This is a genomic window from Streptomyces sp. NPDC047706, from assembly GCF_043204795.1.
GTDB lineage: Bacteria > Actinomycetota > Actinomycetes > Streptomycetales > Streptomycetaceae > Streptomyces.
The window spans coordinates 42,309-56,658 of the sequence record NZ_JBIDCW010000014.1; the positions used below are offsets into that span (position 1 = coordinate 42,309).

Annotated in this window: 13 protein-coding genes and 3 pseudogenes; 4 read left to right on the forward strand and 12 right to left on the reverse strand. The window is 71.2% G+C overall.

What is annotated here, in order from left to right:
- Positions 1-36: 36 nt before the first annotated feature.
- Positions 37-543, reverse strand: a complete 507-nt coding sequence (locus ACGF8A_RS18260) for a CGNR zinc finger domain-containing protein (protein ID WP_393109267.1) — start codon at positions 541-543, stop codon at positions 37-39.
- 83 nt (positions 544-626) lie between these two features.
- On the opposite strand from ACGF8A_RS18260, the gene ACGF8A_RS18265 reads away from it, so the two are divergent.
- Positions 627-986 (forward strand): VOC family protein, encoded by a 360-nt coding sequence (locus ACGF8A_RS18265; protein ID WP_393109269.1) that lies wholly within the window; start codon positions 627-629, stop codon positions 984-986.
- 140 nt (positions 987-1,126) lie between these two features.
- On the opposite strand, the gene ACGF8A_RS18270 is transcribed toward ACGF8A_RS18265, so the two are convergent.
- The 4 genes from ACGF8A_RS18270 to ACGF8A_RS18285 all read right to left on the reverse strand — a co-directional run bounded on the left by ACGF8A_RS18270 (position 1,127) and on the right by ACGF8A_RS18285 (position 5,586).
- Positions 1,127-2,248: a dipeptidase gene (locus tag ACGF8A_RS18270; RefSeq protein ID WP_393109271.1), complete on the reverse strand. Its 1,122-nt coding sequence runs from the start codon at positions 2,246-2,248 to the stop codon at positions 1,127-1,129.
- Between the two features lie 477 nt (positions 2,249-2,725).
- The gene (locus tag ACGF8A_RS18275) at positions 2,726-3,904 is read right to left on the reverse strand and encodes a dipeptidase (protein WP_393109273.1); all 1,179 of its coding nucleotides are present in this window, start codon (positions 3,902-3,904) and stop codon (positions 2,726-2,728) included.
- 21 nt (positions 3,905-3,925) lie between these two features.
- Positions 3,926-4,450 (reverse strand): 5-(carboxyamino)imidazole ribonucleotide mutase, encoded by a 525-nt coding sequence (purE, locus tag ACGF8A_RS18280; RefSeq protein ID WP_393109275.1) that lies wholly within the window; start codon positions 4,448-4,450, stop codon positions 3,926-3,928.
- The gene (locus ACGF8A_RS18285; protein WP_393109277.1) at positions 4,447-5,586 is read right to left on the reverse strand and encodes a 5-(carboxyamino)imidazole ribonucleotide synthase; all 1,140 of its coding nucleotides are present in this window, start codon (positions 5,584-5,586) and stop codon (positions 4,447-4,449) included. Before ACGF8A_RS18285 ends, purE begins: the two co-directional genes overlap by 4 nt.
- 145 nt (positions 5,587-5,731) lie before the next feature.
- On the opposite strand from ACGF8A_RS18285, the gene ACGF8A_RS18290 reads away from it, so the two are divergent.
- A complete protein-coding gene (locus ACGF8A_RS18290; RefSeq protein WP_393109279.1) occupies positions 5,732-6,235 on the forward strand; it encodes a GtrA family protein in 504 nt (167 codons plus the stop codon).
- Between the two features lie 52 nt (positions 6,236-6,287).
- Here the strand turns inward: ACGF8A_RS18290 and ACGF8A_RS18295 are convergent, their stop codons facing one another.
- Positions 6,288-7,556, reverse strand: coding sequence for an ATP-binding protein (locus tag ACGF8A_RS18295; protein ID WP_393109281.1), 1,269 nt, complete (start codon positions 7,554-7,556; stop codon positions 6,288-6,290).
- 52 nt (positions 7,557-7,608) lie between these two features.
- Entirely contained in the window at positions 7,609-8,286 is a 678-nt protein-coding gene (locus ACGF8A_RS18300) for a response regulator transcription factor (RefSeq protein WP_141311399.1), read from the reverse strand.
- A 488-nt stretch (positions 8,287-8,774) separates the two neighbouring features.
- On the opposite strand from ACGF8A_RS18300, the gene ACGF8A_RS18305 reads away from it, so the two are divergent.
- Positions 8,775-10,268: an oligopeptide:H+ symporter gene (locus ACGF8A_RS18305; RefSeq protein ID WP_393109283.1), complete on the forward strand. Its 1,494-nt coding sequence runs from the start codon at positions 8,775-8,777 to the stop codon at positions 10,266-10,268.
- 64 nt (positions 10,269-10,332) lie between these two features.
- Here the strand turns inward: ACGF8A_RS18305 and ACGF8A_RS18310 are convergent.
- The 5 genes and pseudogenes from ACGF8A_RS18310 to ACGF8A_RS18330 form a co-directional block, all read right to left on the reverse strand.
- Positions 10,333-11,481, reverse strand: a pseudogene (locus tag ACGF8A_RS18310) (hypothetical protein); the annotation flags it as partial.
- Positions 11,420-11,671: pseudogene (locus ACGF8A_RS18315) on the reverse strand (hypothetical protein); the annotation flags it as partial. The pseudogenes ACGF8A_RS18310 and ACGF8A_RS18315, both read right to left, overlap by 62 nt.
- Positions 11,671-11,928: pseudogene (locus tag ACGF8A_RS18320) on the reverse strand (peptidase); the annotation flags it as partial. The pseudogenes ACGF8A_RS18320 and ACGF8A_RS18315, both read right to left, overlap by 1 nt.
- A gap of 119 nt (positions 11,929-12,047) precedes the next feature.
- Positions 12,048-12,584 (reverse strand): ATP-binding protein, encoded by a 537-nt coding sequence (locus ACGF8A_RS18325; protein WP_393109285.1) that lies wholly within the window; start codon positions 12,582-12,584, stop codon positions 12,048-12,050.
- 176 nt (positions 12,585-12,760) lie between these two features.
- The gene (locus ACGF8A_RS18330; protein ID WP_393109287.1) at positions 12,761-13,144 is read right to left on the reverse strand and encodes an STAS domain-containing protein; all 384 of its coding nucleotides are present in this window, start codon (positions 13,142-13,144) and stop codon (positions 12,761-12,763) included.
- A gap of 252 nt (positions 13,145-13,396) precedes the next feature.
- Here ACGF8A_RS18330 and ACGF8A_RS18335 point away from each other — a divergent pair, with 252 nt between their 5' ends.
- Positions 13,397-14,335, forward strand: a complete 939-nt coding sequence (locus tag ACGF8A_RS18335; RefSeq protein ID WP_393109289.1) for an RNA polymerase sigma factor SigF — start codon at positions 13,397-13,399, stop codon at positions 14,333-14,335.
- The last annotated feature ends 15 nt before the right edge of the window (positions 14,336-14,350 follow it).

Consider the following 14,350-nt stretch of genomic DNA (forward strand, 5'->3'; position numbering starts at 1 on the left):
GGCGTCTTCACGCATTCTGCACCACCGGCCCGCCCCTCAGGCTCCCTTCGCCCGGTACCGCCGCATCTTCGCCCGCGCTCCGCACACCGACATCGAGCACCAGCGGCCGCGGCCGGCCGGGCTGCGGTCGTAGTACGCCCAGTGGCAGCCGGGCATTTCGCAGGCCTTCAGCCGCTGCCAGGTGCCTTCGGTCAGCGCCTGCGCCACCGCCGCCGCGATCCGTGACAGCAGCGGTTCCCCGTCGACCGGCGCGAGGTGCGCGGAGCCGTCCCGCTCGTCGACCGCGACGTACAGCGGCGCCCGCGCCAGCAGTTCGCCCAGCGGTGTCACCGCACGGTGCGGGGGGTGCCCGGCGTGCGCGAGGCAGGCGGCGCGCAGGGACTCGCGCAGTTCGCGTACGTCCCTGAGGTCCCGCTCCCCTGTCCCGAACGGGGCCCGGCCCTCGGCCGAGTCGAGCGCGTCGCGGCCCGACTCCAGGTCGACCGTGTTGACCAGGGCCTCCACCAGCGCGAGGCCACCGGGCGCGGGCAATCTCTCACTCATGCTTGCGACGTTACCGCCCGTGGGCCACCATGGGGTAACCGTTACCGGTTGGACCCGCTCATGGGTAACCCCTAGGAGTTGTCATGGCTCTCGCACAGCTCGGCGTCGTCGTCCTGGACTGCCCCGACCCCCGCGCACTGGCCGGCTTCTACGCCGGGCTGCTCGGCGGCACCGTCGAGGGCGACGGGGAGTGGGTGGACCTCAAGGTCCCCGGCGGTCAGCAACTGGCCTTCCAGGCGGCCCCCGGATTCGTACCGCCGAAGTGGCCGTCCGCCGAGGGCTCCCAGCAGTTCCATCTGGACCTCACGGTCGGGGACCTGGACGCGGCCGAGGCGGGCGTGCTGGCGCTGGGCGCCCGGGTGCTGGACGCCGGGGACCGCTCACGCACGTGGCGTGTGTACGCGGACCCCGCTGGGCACCCGTTCTGCCTTTGCGCCTGCTGAGCCGGAAGGTGACCCCAAGGACTTCCGGGTCTACGCCGACCCGGCGGGGCATCCGTTCTGCCTCTGCCGGATCGAGGACGCCTGACACCGGCAGGTCCGTGACGCGCTTCCCTGACACCGGCAGCCCCTTCGTCGCCCGCTCAGGCATCCAGCTCCGCGATCCGTGCCGTCGACGGCTCGCGCCGCTCCTGCGCCGCCCGGGCGGTGAAGTCGGCCGTGCGCAGGACCCGCTGAAGATTTCCCCAGGTCAGCAGCGCCAGGTCGGTCTCCGGCCAGCCGCGTCGCAGTAGCTCGGCGACGAGGTGCGGATAGCAGGAGGCGTCGGTCAGCTCCTGCGGATGGGCACATCCGGCGTCGTAGGTGCCGGAGAGGCCCACACTGCCGGGACCGGCGACCGTGCGGACGTGGTCGAGGTGGTCGGCGACGTCACGGACCGTCGGCCCGGTCTGTTCCGCCGTCAGCGGCACCAGGCACAGCCCCTTCGCCCTGCCCAGCGCTGCGAGCAGGGCGTCGGGGAGGTTGGCGGGGTGGGGGCGCAGGGCGCGGGCGGCGGAGCGGGTGCACAGGACGGGCGCCTTGGAGGCGGCCAGGACGCGTTCGATGGTCCCCTCGGAGGCGCCGGAGAGGTCGGCGAGCACACCCAGGCGGTTCATCTCGCGGACGACTTCCTCGCCGAACCGGGTCAGCCCGGCCTCGCTGGCCCAGGAGGTGCCGGTGAGGGTGAGGATGCGCAGGCCGAGGGTGTGCAGGACGCGCAGGAGGCTCACGGAGTCGTCGAGCGCGGCGGCGGTGGCCGGGCCGAGCAGCACGGCGGTGCGTCCGCAGTTGCGGGCGTCGAGCACCTGCCCCGCGGTGCGGGCCAGCCGCAGGCCCTCGGGATGGTGGGCGATGACCGTGCGGACCAGGTCCAGCTGCTCCAGGGTCGCGGCGACGGCCCGGTCGGCGGCCAGTCCGTCCGGGAGGTGCAGCGAGCAGAGCAGCGCGCCGACGTGGCCCTGCCGCATCCGCGGCACATCCGTGTCGACGGCGATCTCCCCCAGCTCCAGGTCGTACCAGGGCAGATGCCGCAGTGCCCAGGGCAGCCCGCTGTAGCCGTCGGCGACGGGATGGGCGGCGAGCAGGGCGTGGGCCCGGTCGAGGAGCTCGGCGTCGGGGTCGTCGGCGCGGGTGTACGGCTCCGGCGGGAACGGGGGGTCCAGGGACAGGGCGTCGAGCTCGCCGACCTCCGCGGTGGTCTGCAGGTCGTTGTGGAGATCGGCCATGGCGGGCTCCGTACGTGGGCGTGCGATCGCTTACGGTCACCGTCGCACGGGCCACCGGAGGGCTCCTGGTGAGCGGGGCGTTCGGGGGAGGCGGCGAAGCGGCCCGAGGGGCCGGACCGCCGAGCCCCCGCAACACCGCATGCCCCACCCGGCGCAGCCCGCCGACGAGTGGGGCGATGCCGGCCCTGCCCAGCCGGAAGGAGCCGGCCGCGGCGTCGTGCGAAGGCCCGGCGTCACCGAACGCCGGCACCCGGCGCGGCCCGCCGAGCCCGCCCCCGGACGAGCCGTCACCGAACGCCGGCTCACCCGGACGTCAGCCCCGGGACCGTGCCGGCCCCCGGCAACAGCCCGGCCCCGCCGAACCGGCCGACGCCTTCGCACCGGCGAGCCCGCTCCGCCGCCCGGCGCCTGGCGCAGCCCGGCCCCGGAAGACCGCGGCAGGAGCCCGGCCGCCGCGCCAGCCCCGGCACCCCGTCGTCAGCCGTCCAGCGACTCGATCGTCGCGTTGGACGGCCCGCGCGTGGCCTGGAGGTCGCGGGAGACGTCTTCCGCCGCGCCCAGGACCCGTACCGCGTTGCGCCAGGTCAGCTTGGCCAGGTCGGACTTGGACCAGCCGCGGTCCAGGAGTTCGGCGACGAGGTTCGGGTAGCCGGAGACGTCGTCCAGGCCCTGGGGGGTGAACGCGGTGCCGTCGTAGTCGCCGCCGATGCCCAGGTGGTCGACGCCGGCCACTTCGCGCATGTGGTCGAGGTGGTCGGCGACGGTCGCCACGGTCGCGACGGGGCGCGGGTGGCGCTCCTCGAAGGCCCGGTGCACCTGCATGGCCTCGGCCGTGGTGTCGAGGTGGTGGAAGCCGTGCGCGCGCATGTTCTCGTCGGCCTCGGCCGTCCAGTCGACGGCGGCCTGGAGCACGAACTTCGGCACGAACGTCACCATGGCGACGCCCCCGTTGGCGGGCAGGCGCTCCAGCACGTCGTCGGGGATGTTGCGCGGATGGTCGCAGACGGCACGCGCGGAGGAGTGCGAGAAGATCACCGGCGCGGCGGTGGTGTCGAGCGCGTCCCGCATGGTCGTCGCGGCCACGTGCGAGAGGTCGACCAGCATGCCCTCGCGGTTCATCTCCCGCACCACCTCACGGCCGAAGGCGGACAGGCCGCCGACCCCGGGCGCGTCGGTCGCGGAGTCCGCCCAGGCCACGTTGTCGTTGTGGGTGAGGGTCAGATACCGGACGCCGAGCGCGTACAACGACCGCAGCGTCGCGAGGGAGTCGGCGATGGAGTGGCCGCCTTCGGCACCCATGAGGGAGGCGATCCGGCCCTCCGCGCGCGCCGTCTCCATGTCACCGGCCGTCAGGGCGGGTGCCAGCACCTTGGGGTACCGGGCGAGCAACTGCCGTACGCAGTCGATCTGTTCCAGCGTCGCGGGCACGGCGCCGGGCAGATCCGAGCGGACGTACACCGACCAGAACTGCGCCCCGACCCCGCCCTCGCGCAGCCGCGGCAGGTCGGTGTGCAGATGGGCGCCCTGGGGAGCGGCGATGTCCCGGGCGTCGAGGTCGTAGCGGACCTGCTCGCGCAGCGCCCAGGGAAGGTCGTTGTGCCCGTCGGCCACCGGGAACTCGCGCAGCAGTTCCCGGGCCTCGTCCAGTGTCGTCATCGCCGTTCCCGTGTCGTTGCGTCAGTTGCCGAAGCCGAAGCCGTTGCCCGCGCCGTCGGCCTTGGCGCGCAGCCGCTTGCCCTTCTCGGTGGCCTGGTCGTTCAGCTCCTGCTGGAAGTCCCGCATCCGGCCGAGCAGTTCCTCGTCGTGGGCGGCGAGGATGCGTGCCGCGAGCAGCCCGGCGTTGCGGGCCCCCGCGACCGAGACCGTGGCGACCGGCACGCCGGCCGGCATCTGCACGATGGAGAGCAGGCTGTCCATGCCGTCCAGGTACTTCAGCGGCACGGGGACGCCGATCACCGGCAGCGGGGTCACGGAGGCGAGCATGCCCGGCAGATGCGCGGCACCGCCCGCCCCGGCGATGATCACCTTGAGTCCCCGGTCCGCGGCCTGCTCGCCGTAGGTGACCATCTCGCGCGGCATCCGGTGCGCGGAGACGACGTCGACCTCGTAGGCGATCTCGAACTCGTCGAGCGCCTTGGCGGCGGCCTCCATGACGGGCCAGTCGGAGTCCGACCCCATGACGATGCCAACAACGGGGCTCATTCGGTGATCGTGCCTCTCAGGTAGCCGGCAGCGTGACGGGCGCGCTCCAGCACGTCGTCGAGGTCGTCGCCGTAGGTGTTGACGTGTCCGACCTTGCGGCCGGGCTTCACGTCCTTGCCGTACATGTGGATCTTCAGCTTGGGGTCGCGGGCCATGCAGTGCAGGTACGCGGAGTACATGTCGGGGTAGTCGCCGCCGAGCACGTTGACCATGACCGTCCACTTCGCGCGCGGGCGCGGGTCGCCGAGCGGGAGGTCGAGAACGGCACGGACGTGGTTGGCGAACTGGGAGGTGACGGCGCCGTCCATCGACCAGTGGCCGGAGTTGTGCGGGCGCATCGCCAGTTCGTTGACCAGGATGTTCCCGTCGCGGGTCTGGAACAGCTCGACGGCGAGGTGGCCGACGACACCGAGTTCCTTGGCGATGGTCAGCGCCATCTCCTCGGCGCGCAGGGCGAGCGCCTCGTCGAGGCCGGGGGCGGGCGCGATCACCGTGTCGCAGACGCCGTCGACCTGCTGGGACTCGACCACCGGGTACGCCACGGCCTGGCCGTGCGGGGAGCGGACGACGTTCGCCGCGAGCTCCCGGACGAAGTCGACCTTCTCCTCGGCGAGGACGGGCACGCCGGCGCGGAACGGCTCGGCGGCCTCCTCGGCGGATCGCACGACCCACACGCCCTTGCCGTCGTAGCCACCGCGGACGGTCTTGAGGACGACGGGGAACCCGTCACCCTCGGCCGCGAACGCGGCGACGTCCTGCGGGTCGCTCACGATGCGGTGGCGCGGGCACGGCACGCCGATCGCGTCGAGCTTCGCGCGCATCACACCCTTGTCCTGGGCGTGCACGAGAGCGTCGGGGCCGGGGCGCACGGGGATGCCGTCCGCCTCCAGGGCCCGTAGATGCTCGGTGGGCACGTGCTCGTGATCGAACGTGATCACGTCGCACCCGCGCGCGAAGTCACGCAGCGTGTCCAGGTCGCGATAGTCGCCGACGACCACATCGCCGACCACCTGCGCCGCGGAATCCTGCGGGGTGTCACTGAGGAGCTTGAACCTGATGCCCAACGGGATGCCCGCTTCGTGTGTCATACGCGCGAGCTGGCCCCCGCCGACCATGCCGACTACCGGGAACGTCACGCACCCAGGGTAACGGCCACGCCAGGTCGGCCGGATTCCGCCTCTTCGCCGGGCCGGACGTGAGGACATACACAGGCGATCACGGGAAGGCGGTGGTTAGCATGGCGGAGTTGACCGAAGCGACCGACTGGGGGCCTGTACGACCATGGGACGTGGTTCCGCAGGGCTGCGCAGGCTCGTACGGGAGGTCGCCAGGTTCGGGGCTGTGGGCGGTGCGGGTCTCCTCGTCAACCTCCTCGTGTTCAACCTGGTACGGCATGTGACCGAGCTCCAGGTGGTGCGTGCCAGCGTGATCGCGACGGTGGTGGCGATCGCCTTCAACTACCTGGGCTTTCGCTACTTCGCCTACCGCGACCGCGACAAGAGCGGCCGTACGCGGGAACTGACGCTGTTCCTGCTGTTCAGCGCGGTCGGCCTGGTGATCGAGAACGGCGTGCTGTACGCGGCCACCTACGGCTTCGGCTGGGACAGCCCGCTGCAGAGCAACATCTTCAAGTTCCTCGGCATCGGTGTCGCGACGCTCTTCCGCTTCTGGTCCTACCGCAGCTGGGTGTTCCGGGCGCTGCCCGCCCGCGAGGCCGTGGCGAACGCGGAATCGTTCCTGGGGGCCTCCGAGCCGGTCCGGCCGCCGCAGCGGGCCCGGGTGTGACACCGGGGCCGGGAGCCCCGGTCCCCTGGTTCCTCGGGCCCCGGTCCTCGCCTCAGCGGACCGTCCGGTCCTGGTCCGACGCCTTCGCGACCGGCGTACGCGACAGGAACAGCCCGAAGACCGGCGGATGGGCCTGGAGCATCTCCAGGCGCCCCCCGTCGGCCTCCGCCAGGTCGCGGGCGACGGCCAGGCCGATGCCGGTGGAGTTGCGGCCGCTGATCGCGCGCTCGAAGATGCGGGCGCCGAGGTCGGCCGGCACGCCGGTGCCCTCGTCGGTGACCTCGATGACCGCCTGGTTGCCGGTGACCCGGGTCCGCAGGGCGACCGTGCCGCCCCCGTGCATCAGGGAGTTCTCGATCAGCGCCGCCAGCACCTGCGCGACCGCGCCCGGGGTGCCCACCGCCTCCAGATGCCGCTTGCCGGAGCTGACGATCGCACGGCCCGCACTGCGGTAGGCCGGGCGCCACTCGGCGAGCTGCTGCTGGATCACCTCGTCCAGATCGAAGGTGACCGCGGAGCCGGTCCGGGGGTCACGGCTGTTGGTGAGCAGCCGTTCGACGACGTCCGTGAGGCGTTCCACCTGCGCGAGCGCGATGGTGGCCTCCTCCTTCACGGTGGCCGGGTCGTCGGTGAGGGTGATCTCCTCCAGCCGCATGGACAGCGCGGTGAGCGGGGTGCGCAGCTGATGGGAGGCGTCGGCGGCGAGGCGCCGCTCGGCGGTGAGCATCCGGGCGATGCGTTCGGCGGAGGCGTCCAGGACGTCGGCGACGCGGTCCAGCTCGGGTACGCCGTACCGCTTGCGGCGGGGACGGGGGTCGCCGGAGCCCAGGCGTTCGGCGGTCTCCGCGAGGTCCGTGAGCGGCGAGGCGAGCCGGTTGGCCTGCCGCAGGGCGAGCAGCACCGCGGCGATGACGGCCAGCAGCGCGACCGCCCCGATCATCAGCAGGGTGCGGCCGACCTCCCGGGTCACCGCGGAGCGCGGCTCCTGGACGGTGACCGTCTCGCCCTGCTCGCCCTGCCGGGTCGACTCGATGACGTCGCCGGAGGGCTTCTCGCCGATCTCGATCGGCGGCTGGCCGGGGATGTGGACGACGGCGTACCGCTCGTCGCCGACCTGGTCGACGAGGATCTCGGAGGTGATCTGCTCATGGCCGAGGATCCGGCTGTCGACGATGCCGGTCAGCCGTACCGCCTCGGACTCGACCCGTTCCTGGGCGCTGTTGCTGATCGTCCGGGTCTCCACCACGACGAGGGAGACGCCGAAGACGGCGATCACGACGAGCACCACGGCGAGCGTGGACTGGATCAGTCGGCGGCGCATGTCCCTCTTACCCGTGTATCACCCGCGGCTCACCCCGGGGGGCGGCGCGGGACTAGCTCTTCTCGAAGCGGAAGCCGACGCCGCGGACGGTCGCGATGTAGCGGGGGTTCGCCGCGTCGTCGCCCAGCTTCTTGCGCAGCCAGGAGATGTGCATGTCGAGGGTCTTGGTGGACGACCACCAGGTGGTGTCCCAGACCTCGCGCATCAGCTGGTCGCGGGTGACGACCCGGCCGGCGTCCCGCACCAGGACGCGCAGCAGGTCGAACTCCTTGGCGGTGAGCTGGAGCTCCTCGTCGCCCATCCAGGCGCGGTGCGACTCGACGTCGATCCGCACCCCGTGCGTGGCGGGCGGCTGCTGGGGCTCGGCGGCACCGCGGCGCAGCAGGGCCCTGACCCGGGCGAGCAGCTCGGCGAGGCGGAACGGCTTGGTGACGTAGTCGTCGGCGCCGGCGTCGAGACCGACGACGGTGTCCACCTCGTCGGCGCGTGCCGTGAGGATCAGGATGGGCACGGTGTGGCCTTCGGCGCGCAGTCTGCGGGCCACCTCCAGGCCGTCCATGCCGGGCAGCCCGAGGTCCAGCACGACCAGGTCGACGCCGCCCTGGATGCCCGCGTCGAGCGCGGTGGGTCCGTCCTCACGCACCTCGACCTCGTAACCCTCCCGGCGCAGTGCGCGCGCCAGCGGCTCCGAGATGGACGCGTCGTCCTCGGCGAGCAGTACACGGGTCATGAGCTGATGGTAGTCCGCCCGTGGCCTGGGCCGGGGGCGATGACGAGGCCCATGTCCTTGCCCTGTCGTGCTTTGGTACGAACCTGCTTCTGTAGCGTGAGATTCTGGCAAGGACCTTCGAAAGGGCGACTGTGGTTCCGGCGACACCTGTGATCCCTGCCTCAGGTCCTTCCATTTCCGGCAGTGTCCTGTCGTATGGTGATTGAACGCCTGTAGCACCGCGGGGACCTTTGGCGGACTTCATGTCGCCAGAGGTCTCTTTTGTGTGCGGGCCGGCCCCGGCCGGCCTCGAAGGAATGACCTGTGGCCGGGCCGCGCGCGCACTTCCAGGCACGCGAGGCGTGGATCCCGGTGGGCGTCGTCCACCGCTCCGTGATCCGGAGCGGACTCCCTTGGGCGTGGGGTGGACGACCGACCCGCCGGTGCCGGCCGTCCCCCACCGGGCGCGCATCGCTGTCTGAGCGCGTCCCGACCAGCAAGGATCGACCATGGCGTCCAGCCTGACGAAGGACTCGGCCTCCCCGGGAACCCCGGGTTCCGAGAAGACCTTCTTCGGCCACCCCCGCGGACTGGCCACTCTCTTCATGACCGAGATGTGGGAGCGGTTCTCCTACTACGGCATGAGGGCACTGCTTCCCCTCTACCTGGTCGCCCCCGCCGGGCTCGGCCTGGACGCCGGTACGGCGATCGCGATCTATTCCGTCTACGTCTCGACGGTGTACCTGCTCGCCATGCCCGGCGGCTGGTTCGGCGACCGGGTCTGGGGCCCGCGCAAGACGGTCGCGGTCGCGGGAGCGGTCATCATGGCCGGTCACCTGGTCCTGGCGCTTCCGACCTCGGGCACCTTCTACTTCGGTCTGCTGCTCGTGGCCATCGGCTCGGGCCTGCTGAAGTCCAACATCTCCACGATGGTCGGCCATCTGTACGACGGCCCGAACGACCCGCGCCGCGACGGCGGCTTCACGGTCTTCTACATGGGCATCAACCTGGGTGCCTTCGCCGCCCCGCTGATCATCGGCACCGTGGGCCAGAACGTGAACTGGCACCTCGGATTCGCGCTCGCCGCGCTCGGCATGGCGCTGGGCCTGGTCCAGTTCCTGATCGGCAGCCGTCACCTGTCGGACCGCTCCAGCGTCGTCCCCAAGCCGCTGAGCACGGACGAGCGCAACGCCACGCTGCGCAAGTCCATGATCTGGCTGCTGATCGCGGTGGTGTTCTACGCCATCGTGGTGGGCACCGGCCACTACACCCTGAACTGGGTGATGGTCCCGCTGATGATCATCGGTCTGGTCGTCCCGATCACCGTCCTGGCACGGATCAAGCGCGACAAGGACCTCACCGGCGCCGAGCAGTCCCGCGTCTCCGGCTACATCTGGTTCTTCGTCGCCGCGGCCGTGTTCTGGATGATCTACGACCAGGGCGGCTCGACCCTGTCGATCTTCGCGGACGAGCACGTCGACAACCAGGTCCTCGGCTGGGAGTTCCCGGTCTCCTGGTTCCAGTCGGTCAACCCGGTGCTGGTGATGGCGCTGGCCCCGGTGTTCGCCACGGTGTGGCTGGCGCTGGCCCGCAGCCGCAAGGAGCCGAGCACGATCGCCAAGTTCGCGGGCGGCCTGGTACTGGTCGGCATCTCGTTCTTCGTCTTCCTGCTGCCCCTGACGGCGTCCGACGGCGGCAAGGTCTCGCCGTGGTGGATCGTGCTGATCTACTTCTGCCAGACGGCCGGTGAGCTGATGCTGTCCCCGGTGGGCCTGTCCGTGACCACGAAGATGGCACCGGCGAAGTACGCCTCGCAGATGATGGGTGTCTGGTTCCTCGCGGTCACCGCGGGCGACGCCGTCACCGGTCTGCTCTCCACCTACGGCGTCGACCTGAACAAGACGGGCGTCGTGGCCGCGGAGGCCGCCCTCGCGGTCCTCGCCGGTGTGGCGGTCTTCATGTACCGCAAGCGCGTCAAGGAACTCATGGGCGACGTGCACTGACGCACGCCCGGACGGTTCGCAGGGCCACCGCATCCTCGCCGGACGCGGTGGCCCTCGTCGTTGCTCAGGACCTGCGGGGCAGGAAGGTGAAGACCGCGCCGCCCAGCAGGACCGCCGTGCCGGCCACCAGGGCGAGTGCCTTGAGGGTGGCGTGGTCGCCGGATCCGGTCTCGGCGAGGCCGCCGCCCGAGGACGAACCGCCCGAGCCGGAGCCGCCGGACGACGAGCCGCCCGAGGACTAGCCGCCCGCGGCGCCGCCCGGCTGCTGGGTGGTGTCCAGGCTGAGGGAGACCTCGGTCCTCGCCGGCGTGCACGTCGTCGTCGTCCCGAGGGCCTCGATGGTCAGCACGCCCGGTGACAGCGTCGACCCACCGCTGGCGCCCGGCTTGTAGGTGCCGGTGAGATCCGGGATCCCGATCGGCTCGCCCGCCTTGATCGCCTCGGTGTTGGTGGGTCCCCCGACATGGACCGTGCCCGTGTCGGCGCCGCCCAGCGCCACCTCCATCGACGGCTTGACCGAGTCCTCGGGGATCTCGGCGGGGCTGTCCATCACCGACTTCTTGAACCGCACGGTGAGATCGAAGCTCCCGCCGTTCCTGCGGGCGTCGATCTGCACCGGCGAGGTGGCCTCCTTGTCACCGATCGGCGTCTTGCACCGCTAGGGGACCTGGACCACCTTGCCGGTGAAGTCGGTCTGCCCGCTCGCCGTGGGCGCGGGAGTGCCGGAGGGGGCCGGGCTGCCGGTCGGTGCGGAGGTGGGCGACGGGGAGCCGCTTCCCGTGGGGCCGGGCGTGGGGCTTCCCGTTCCCGAGCCGCCGTCGCCCGGCGTGACGTTGATGGTCGCCGCCGCCCGCACGGCCTCCTGCGGAGCGCACTTCGTGTCCGTCGACATGGCGTTGATGGCGTACGCGCCGGGTGTGAGCGTCACCGCGCCCGGCGTCGTCAGTGTCAGCGTGCCCTTCATGTCGGTCAGCACCATGGCGCCGCCCCTGGGGATCGGCGGGTTCTCCCGCGGCCCCCGCATCGCGATGTCCGCGACCTGGGCGCCGGCCGCCTTGAGGGTGCCGCTCGGCTGCACCGAGTTCGCCGGCAGATCCACGAGGCCGGGGTTCTTGGAGGCGGCCTGCACGAACTTCCGGACCACCTCCACCTCGTCGCCCACCTTCGCCGTCGCCGGCGCGGTGAGCTGCACCGTCGTCCGCGTTGGCACAGGAGTTGGTGCCGCCGATCACGCCCCGGGACGGCACGGACTGCCCGCAGATCAGGATCATCAGCAGCGCCCGCTCCCGCCACCCGCTGCCGGTCACGGTGACCGAACCGCCGGTTCCGGCCTGCGACTTCGACAGCCTCACGTCCGGCCCACCGGCGGCCACGGCGGCATGCGGCGGCGCGAGCAGCAACAGTTCATCGCGCCCTTGCCGAGTTCGACCGGGCTGGAGGAGACGCCCTTCTGCCAGGACATGGTGATCTTGTAGCCGGAGCCGCTCTCGACGCCTTTGATGTCGATCGGGGAGATCGCGCTCTTGTCACCGATCGGCGTCCTGCACCGGTAGTTGACGTCGACGGCCTCGGCATGGGCGGTCGGGGCGGCGAGCAGCACGGCGGAGCCGGCCAGGGCCGCGGCGGACACGAGCGCCGCGGTTCGTTTCCGGTACGACACGGTGGACATCGTCGCCCCCTCATTCCTGACGGCACATCAGATCGGGCCGTCAAGGTACGCCCGGGGAGATGAGGAGGGAAGACGTGAGGAGTATCGGGAGTGCGGGGATGTGAGGCGCGCTACGCGGGCGCTCCGAGCTCCGCCCACACCTTCTTGCCGGCGACCCCGGGGGCCCGCACGACCCCCCAGTCCAGGCAGAGCCGCTGCACGATGAACATCCCGTGCCCGCCGGGCCGGCCGGCGCGATGCGGCGTCCGCGGCGCGGGCTGGCCCGTCCCGCGGTCCGAGACCTCGATCCGGATCACCTTGTTGTCACAGGTGATGAACATCTCGTCCGGCCCCTCCGCGTGCAGGCACGCGTTCGTGACCAGCTCGGAGACGACAAGCAGTACGTCCTCCGCCGCCGCCCGCCGGTCCGCGGTCGCGGCCGGCAGCCAGCCCCACGCGTACAGCGCCTGACGGGCGAAGTCGCGGGCCAGCGGCACGACGCCGCTCTCGCCGTCGAACGACAGCCTGCGGACCTGACGCGTCCCCGACGACACGGCCGCGCCCCCTTGGGACGCCCCCGCCCCTGGCACGCCCCCCTCGGACGCCCCGGAAGCGCCGCTGGGCTCCGGGCCGCGGTCGCCCGGCGAGTAGGGCCGGGTGGTGCTCATCAGCGCTTCACCTCACCGATTCACCAGTTCACGATTCAAGAGTTCAGTTACGAATAGGTCGGTGCTCAGTACTCACTGTCCGCACGCTCGATCATGATTGCCGCCGACATGTTCAGGATGTCTCCTGCCCGACCGATCCGGGGGAACACCCCCTAGTTCGGGACGACCCGGATGGCTCAGTCGGCCTCACCCTCGCCGGACAGGGCCGCCTGCACCGTGTCGTGCACGGTGAAGACCGCATCCGCTCCCGTGATCTCGAACACACGAGCCACCACGGGCTGCATCCCGGCCAGATGCACTCCACCGCCGGCGTCCTCCGCCTTCAGGCGCGCGCCGAGCAGCACGTTCAGCCCGGTGGAGTCGCAGAACTCCAGGCGCGAGCAGTCGACGACCAGGCGGCTGAAACCCTTGGCGAGGCATTCGTCCAGTGGCTCGCGCAACAGATCGGCGGTGTGGTGGTCCAGCTCACCCGCCGGAGTCACAACGGCGCTGGAGCCCTCCTCCCGCACCTCCACCAGAAGCCGGCCCGACTGTGCGCTGCCGACCGTCCCGTGGTCCATGCCGTCTCTCTCTCCCGAGGTCGTGGCTGCTGACTGTCGCCCCCGAACACTACGCCCTCCGTACGCCATTCGACAGCCGAACATCCGCCCAGAAACGGACATATGCACACAGAATGCACTTGCGAAGGCTTCGGGAAAGCGGGTAGGGCTAGTAGAGACACGTAAACCAACACGGCCGGCTTTGGAGGCGCCGCACACCGCAGTGCACGTATTGGCTTCGGCAGCCAAATGCCGAGAACGATGGAGGACATCATGTCACCCCGGCTCGACGCATCGCATACCCGGACGGCGACGTCGACATTCCCTTCGGAACATCTGGATCCCATCGCGCAGGACAGCGAGACGTTCGCCGTCCCCGAGGACGCTCTCGCCGTCCAGGACGACGTACTGGCCGGACTTCCGGAGATCCCCCCGTACGACGAGGTCGGTCCCGTCGATGCGCGGGCCCTGTCCAAGACCCTCTTCGAGCGGCTGGAATCGCTCGAGGAAGGCACGCACGAGTACTCCTACGTGCGCAACACTCTCGTCGAACTCAACCTCGCCCTGGTCAAGTTCGCCGCCTCCCGGTTCCGCTCCCGCAGCGAGCCGATGGAGGACATCATCCAGGTCGGCACCATCGGCCTCATCAAGGCGATCGACCGCTTCGAACTCAGCCGTGGCGTCGAGTTCCCCACCTTCGCCATGCCAACCATCATCGGCGAGATCAAGCGCTTCTTCCGTGACACCTCGTGGTCCGTGCGCGTCCCGCGCCGGCTGCAGGAGCTCCGGCTCGACCTGGCCAAGGCCGGCGACGAGCTGGCCCAGCAGCTCGACCGCGCGCCCACGGTGGCGGAACTCGCCGAACGGCTCGGTCTCTCCCGCGACGAGGTCGTCGAGGGCATGGCCGCGTCGAACGCCTACACCGCCTCCTCGCTGGACGCGCAGCCCGAGGAGGACGACAGCGAGGGCGCCCTCGCGGACCGCATCGGGTACGAGGACCACGGGATCGAGGGCATCGAGTACGTCGAGTCCCTCAAGCCGCTGATCGCGGAACTCCCGCACCGGGACCGGAAGATCCTCTCCCTCCGGTTCGTCGCCAACATGACCCAGTCGGAGATCGGCGAGGAGCTGGGCATCTCGCAGATGCACGTCTCGCGGCTGCTGTCGCGCACTCTGGGACGGCTGCGCAAGGGGCTGACGGTCGAGGAGTGAGACCGGGCCGGTGCT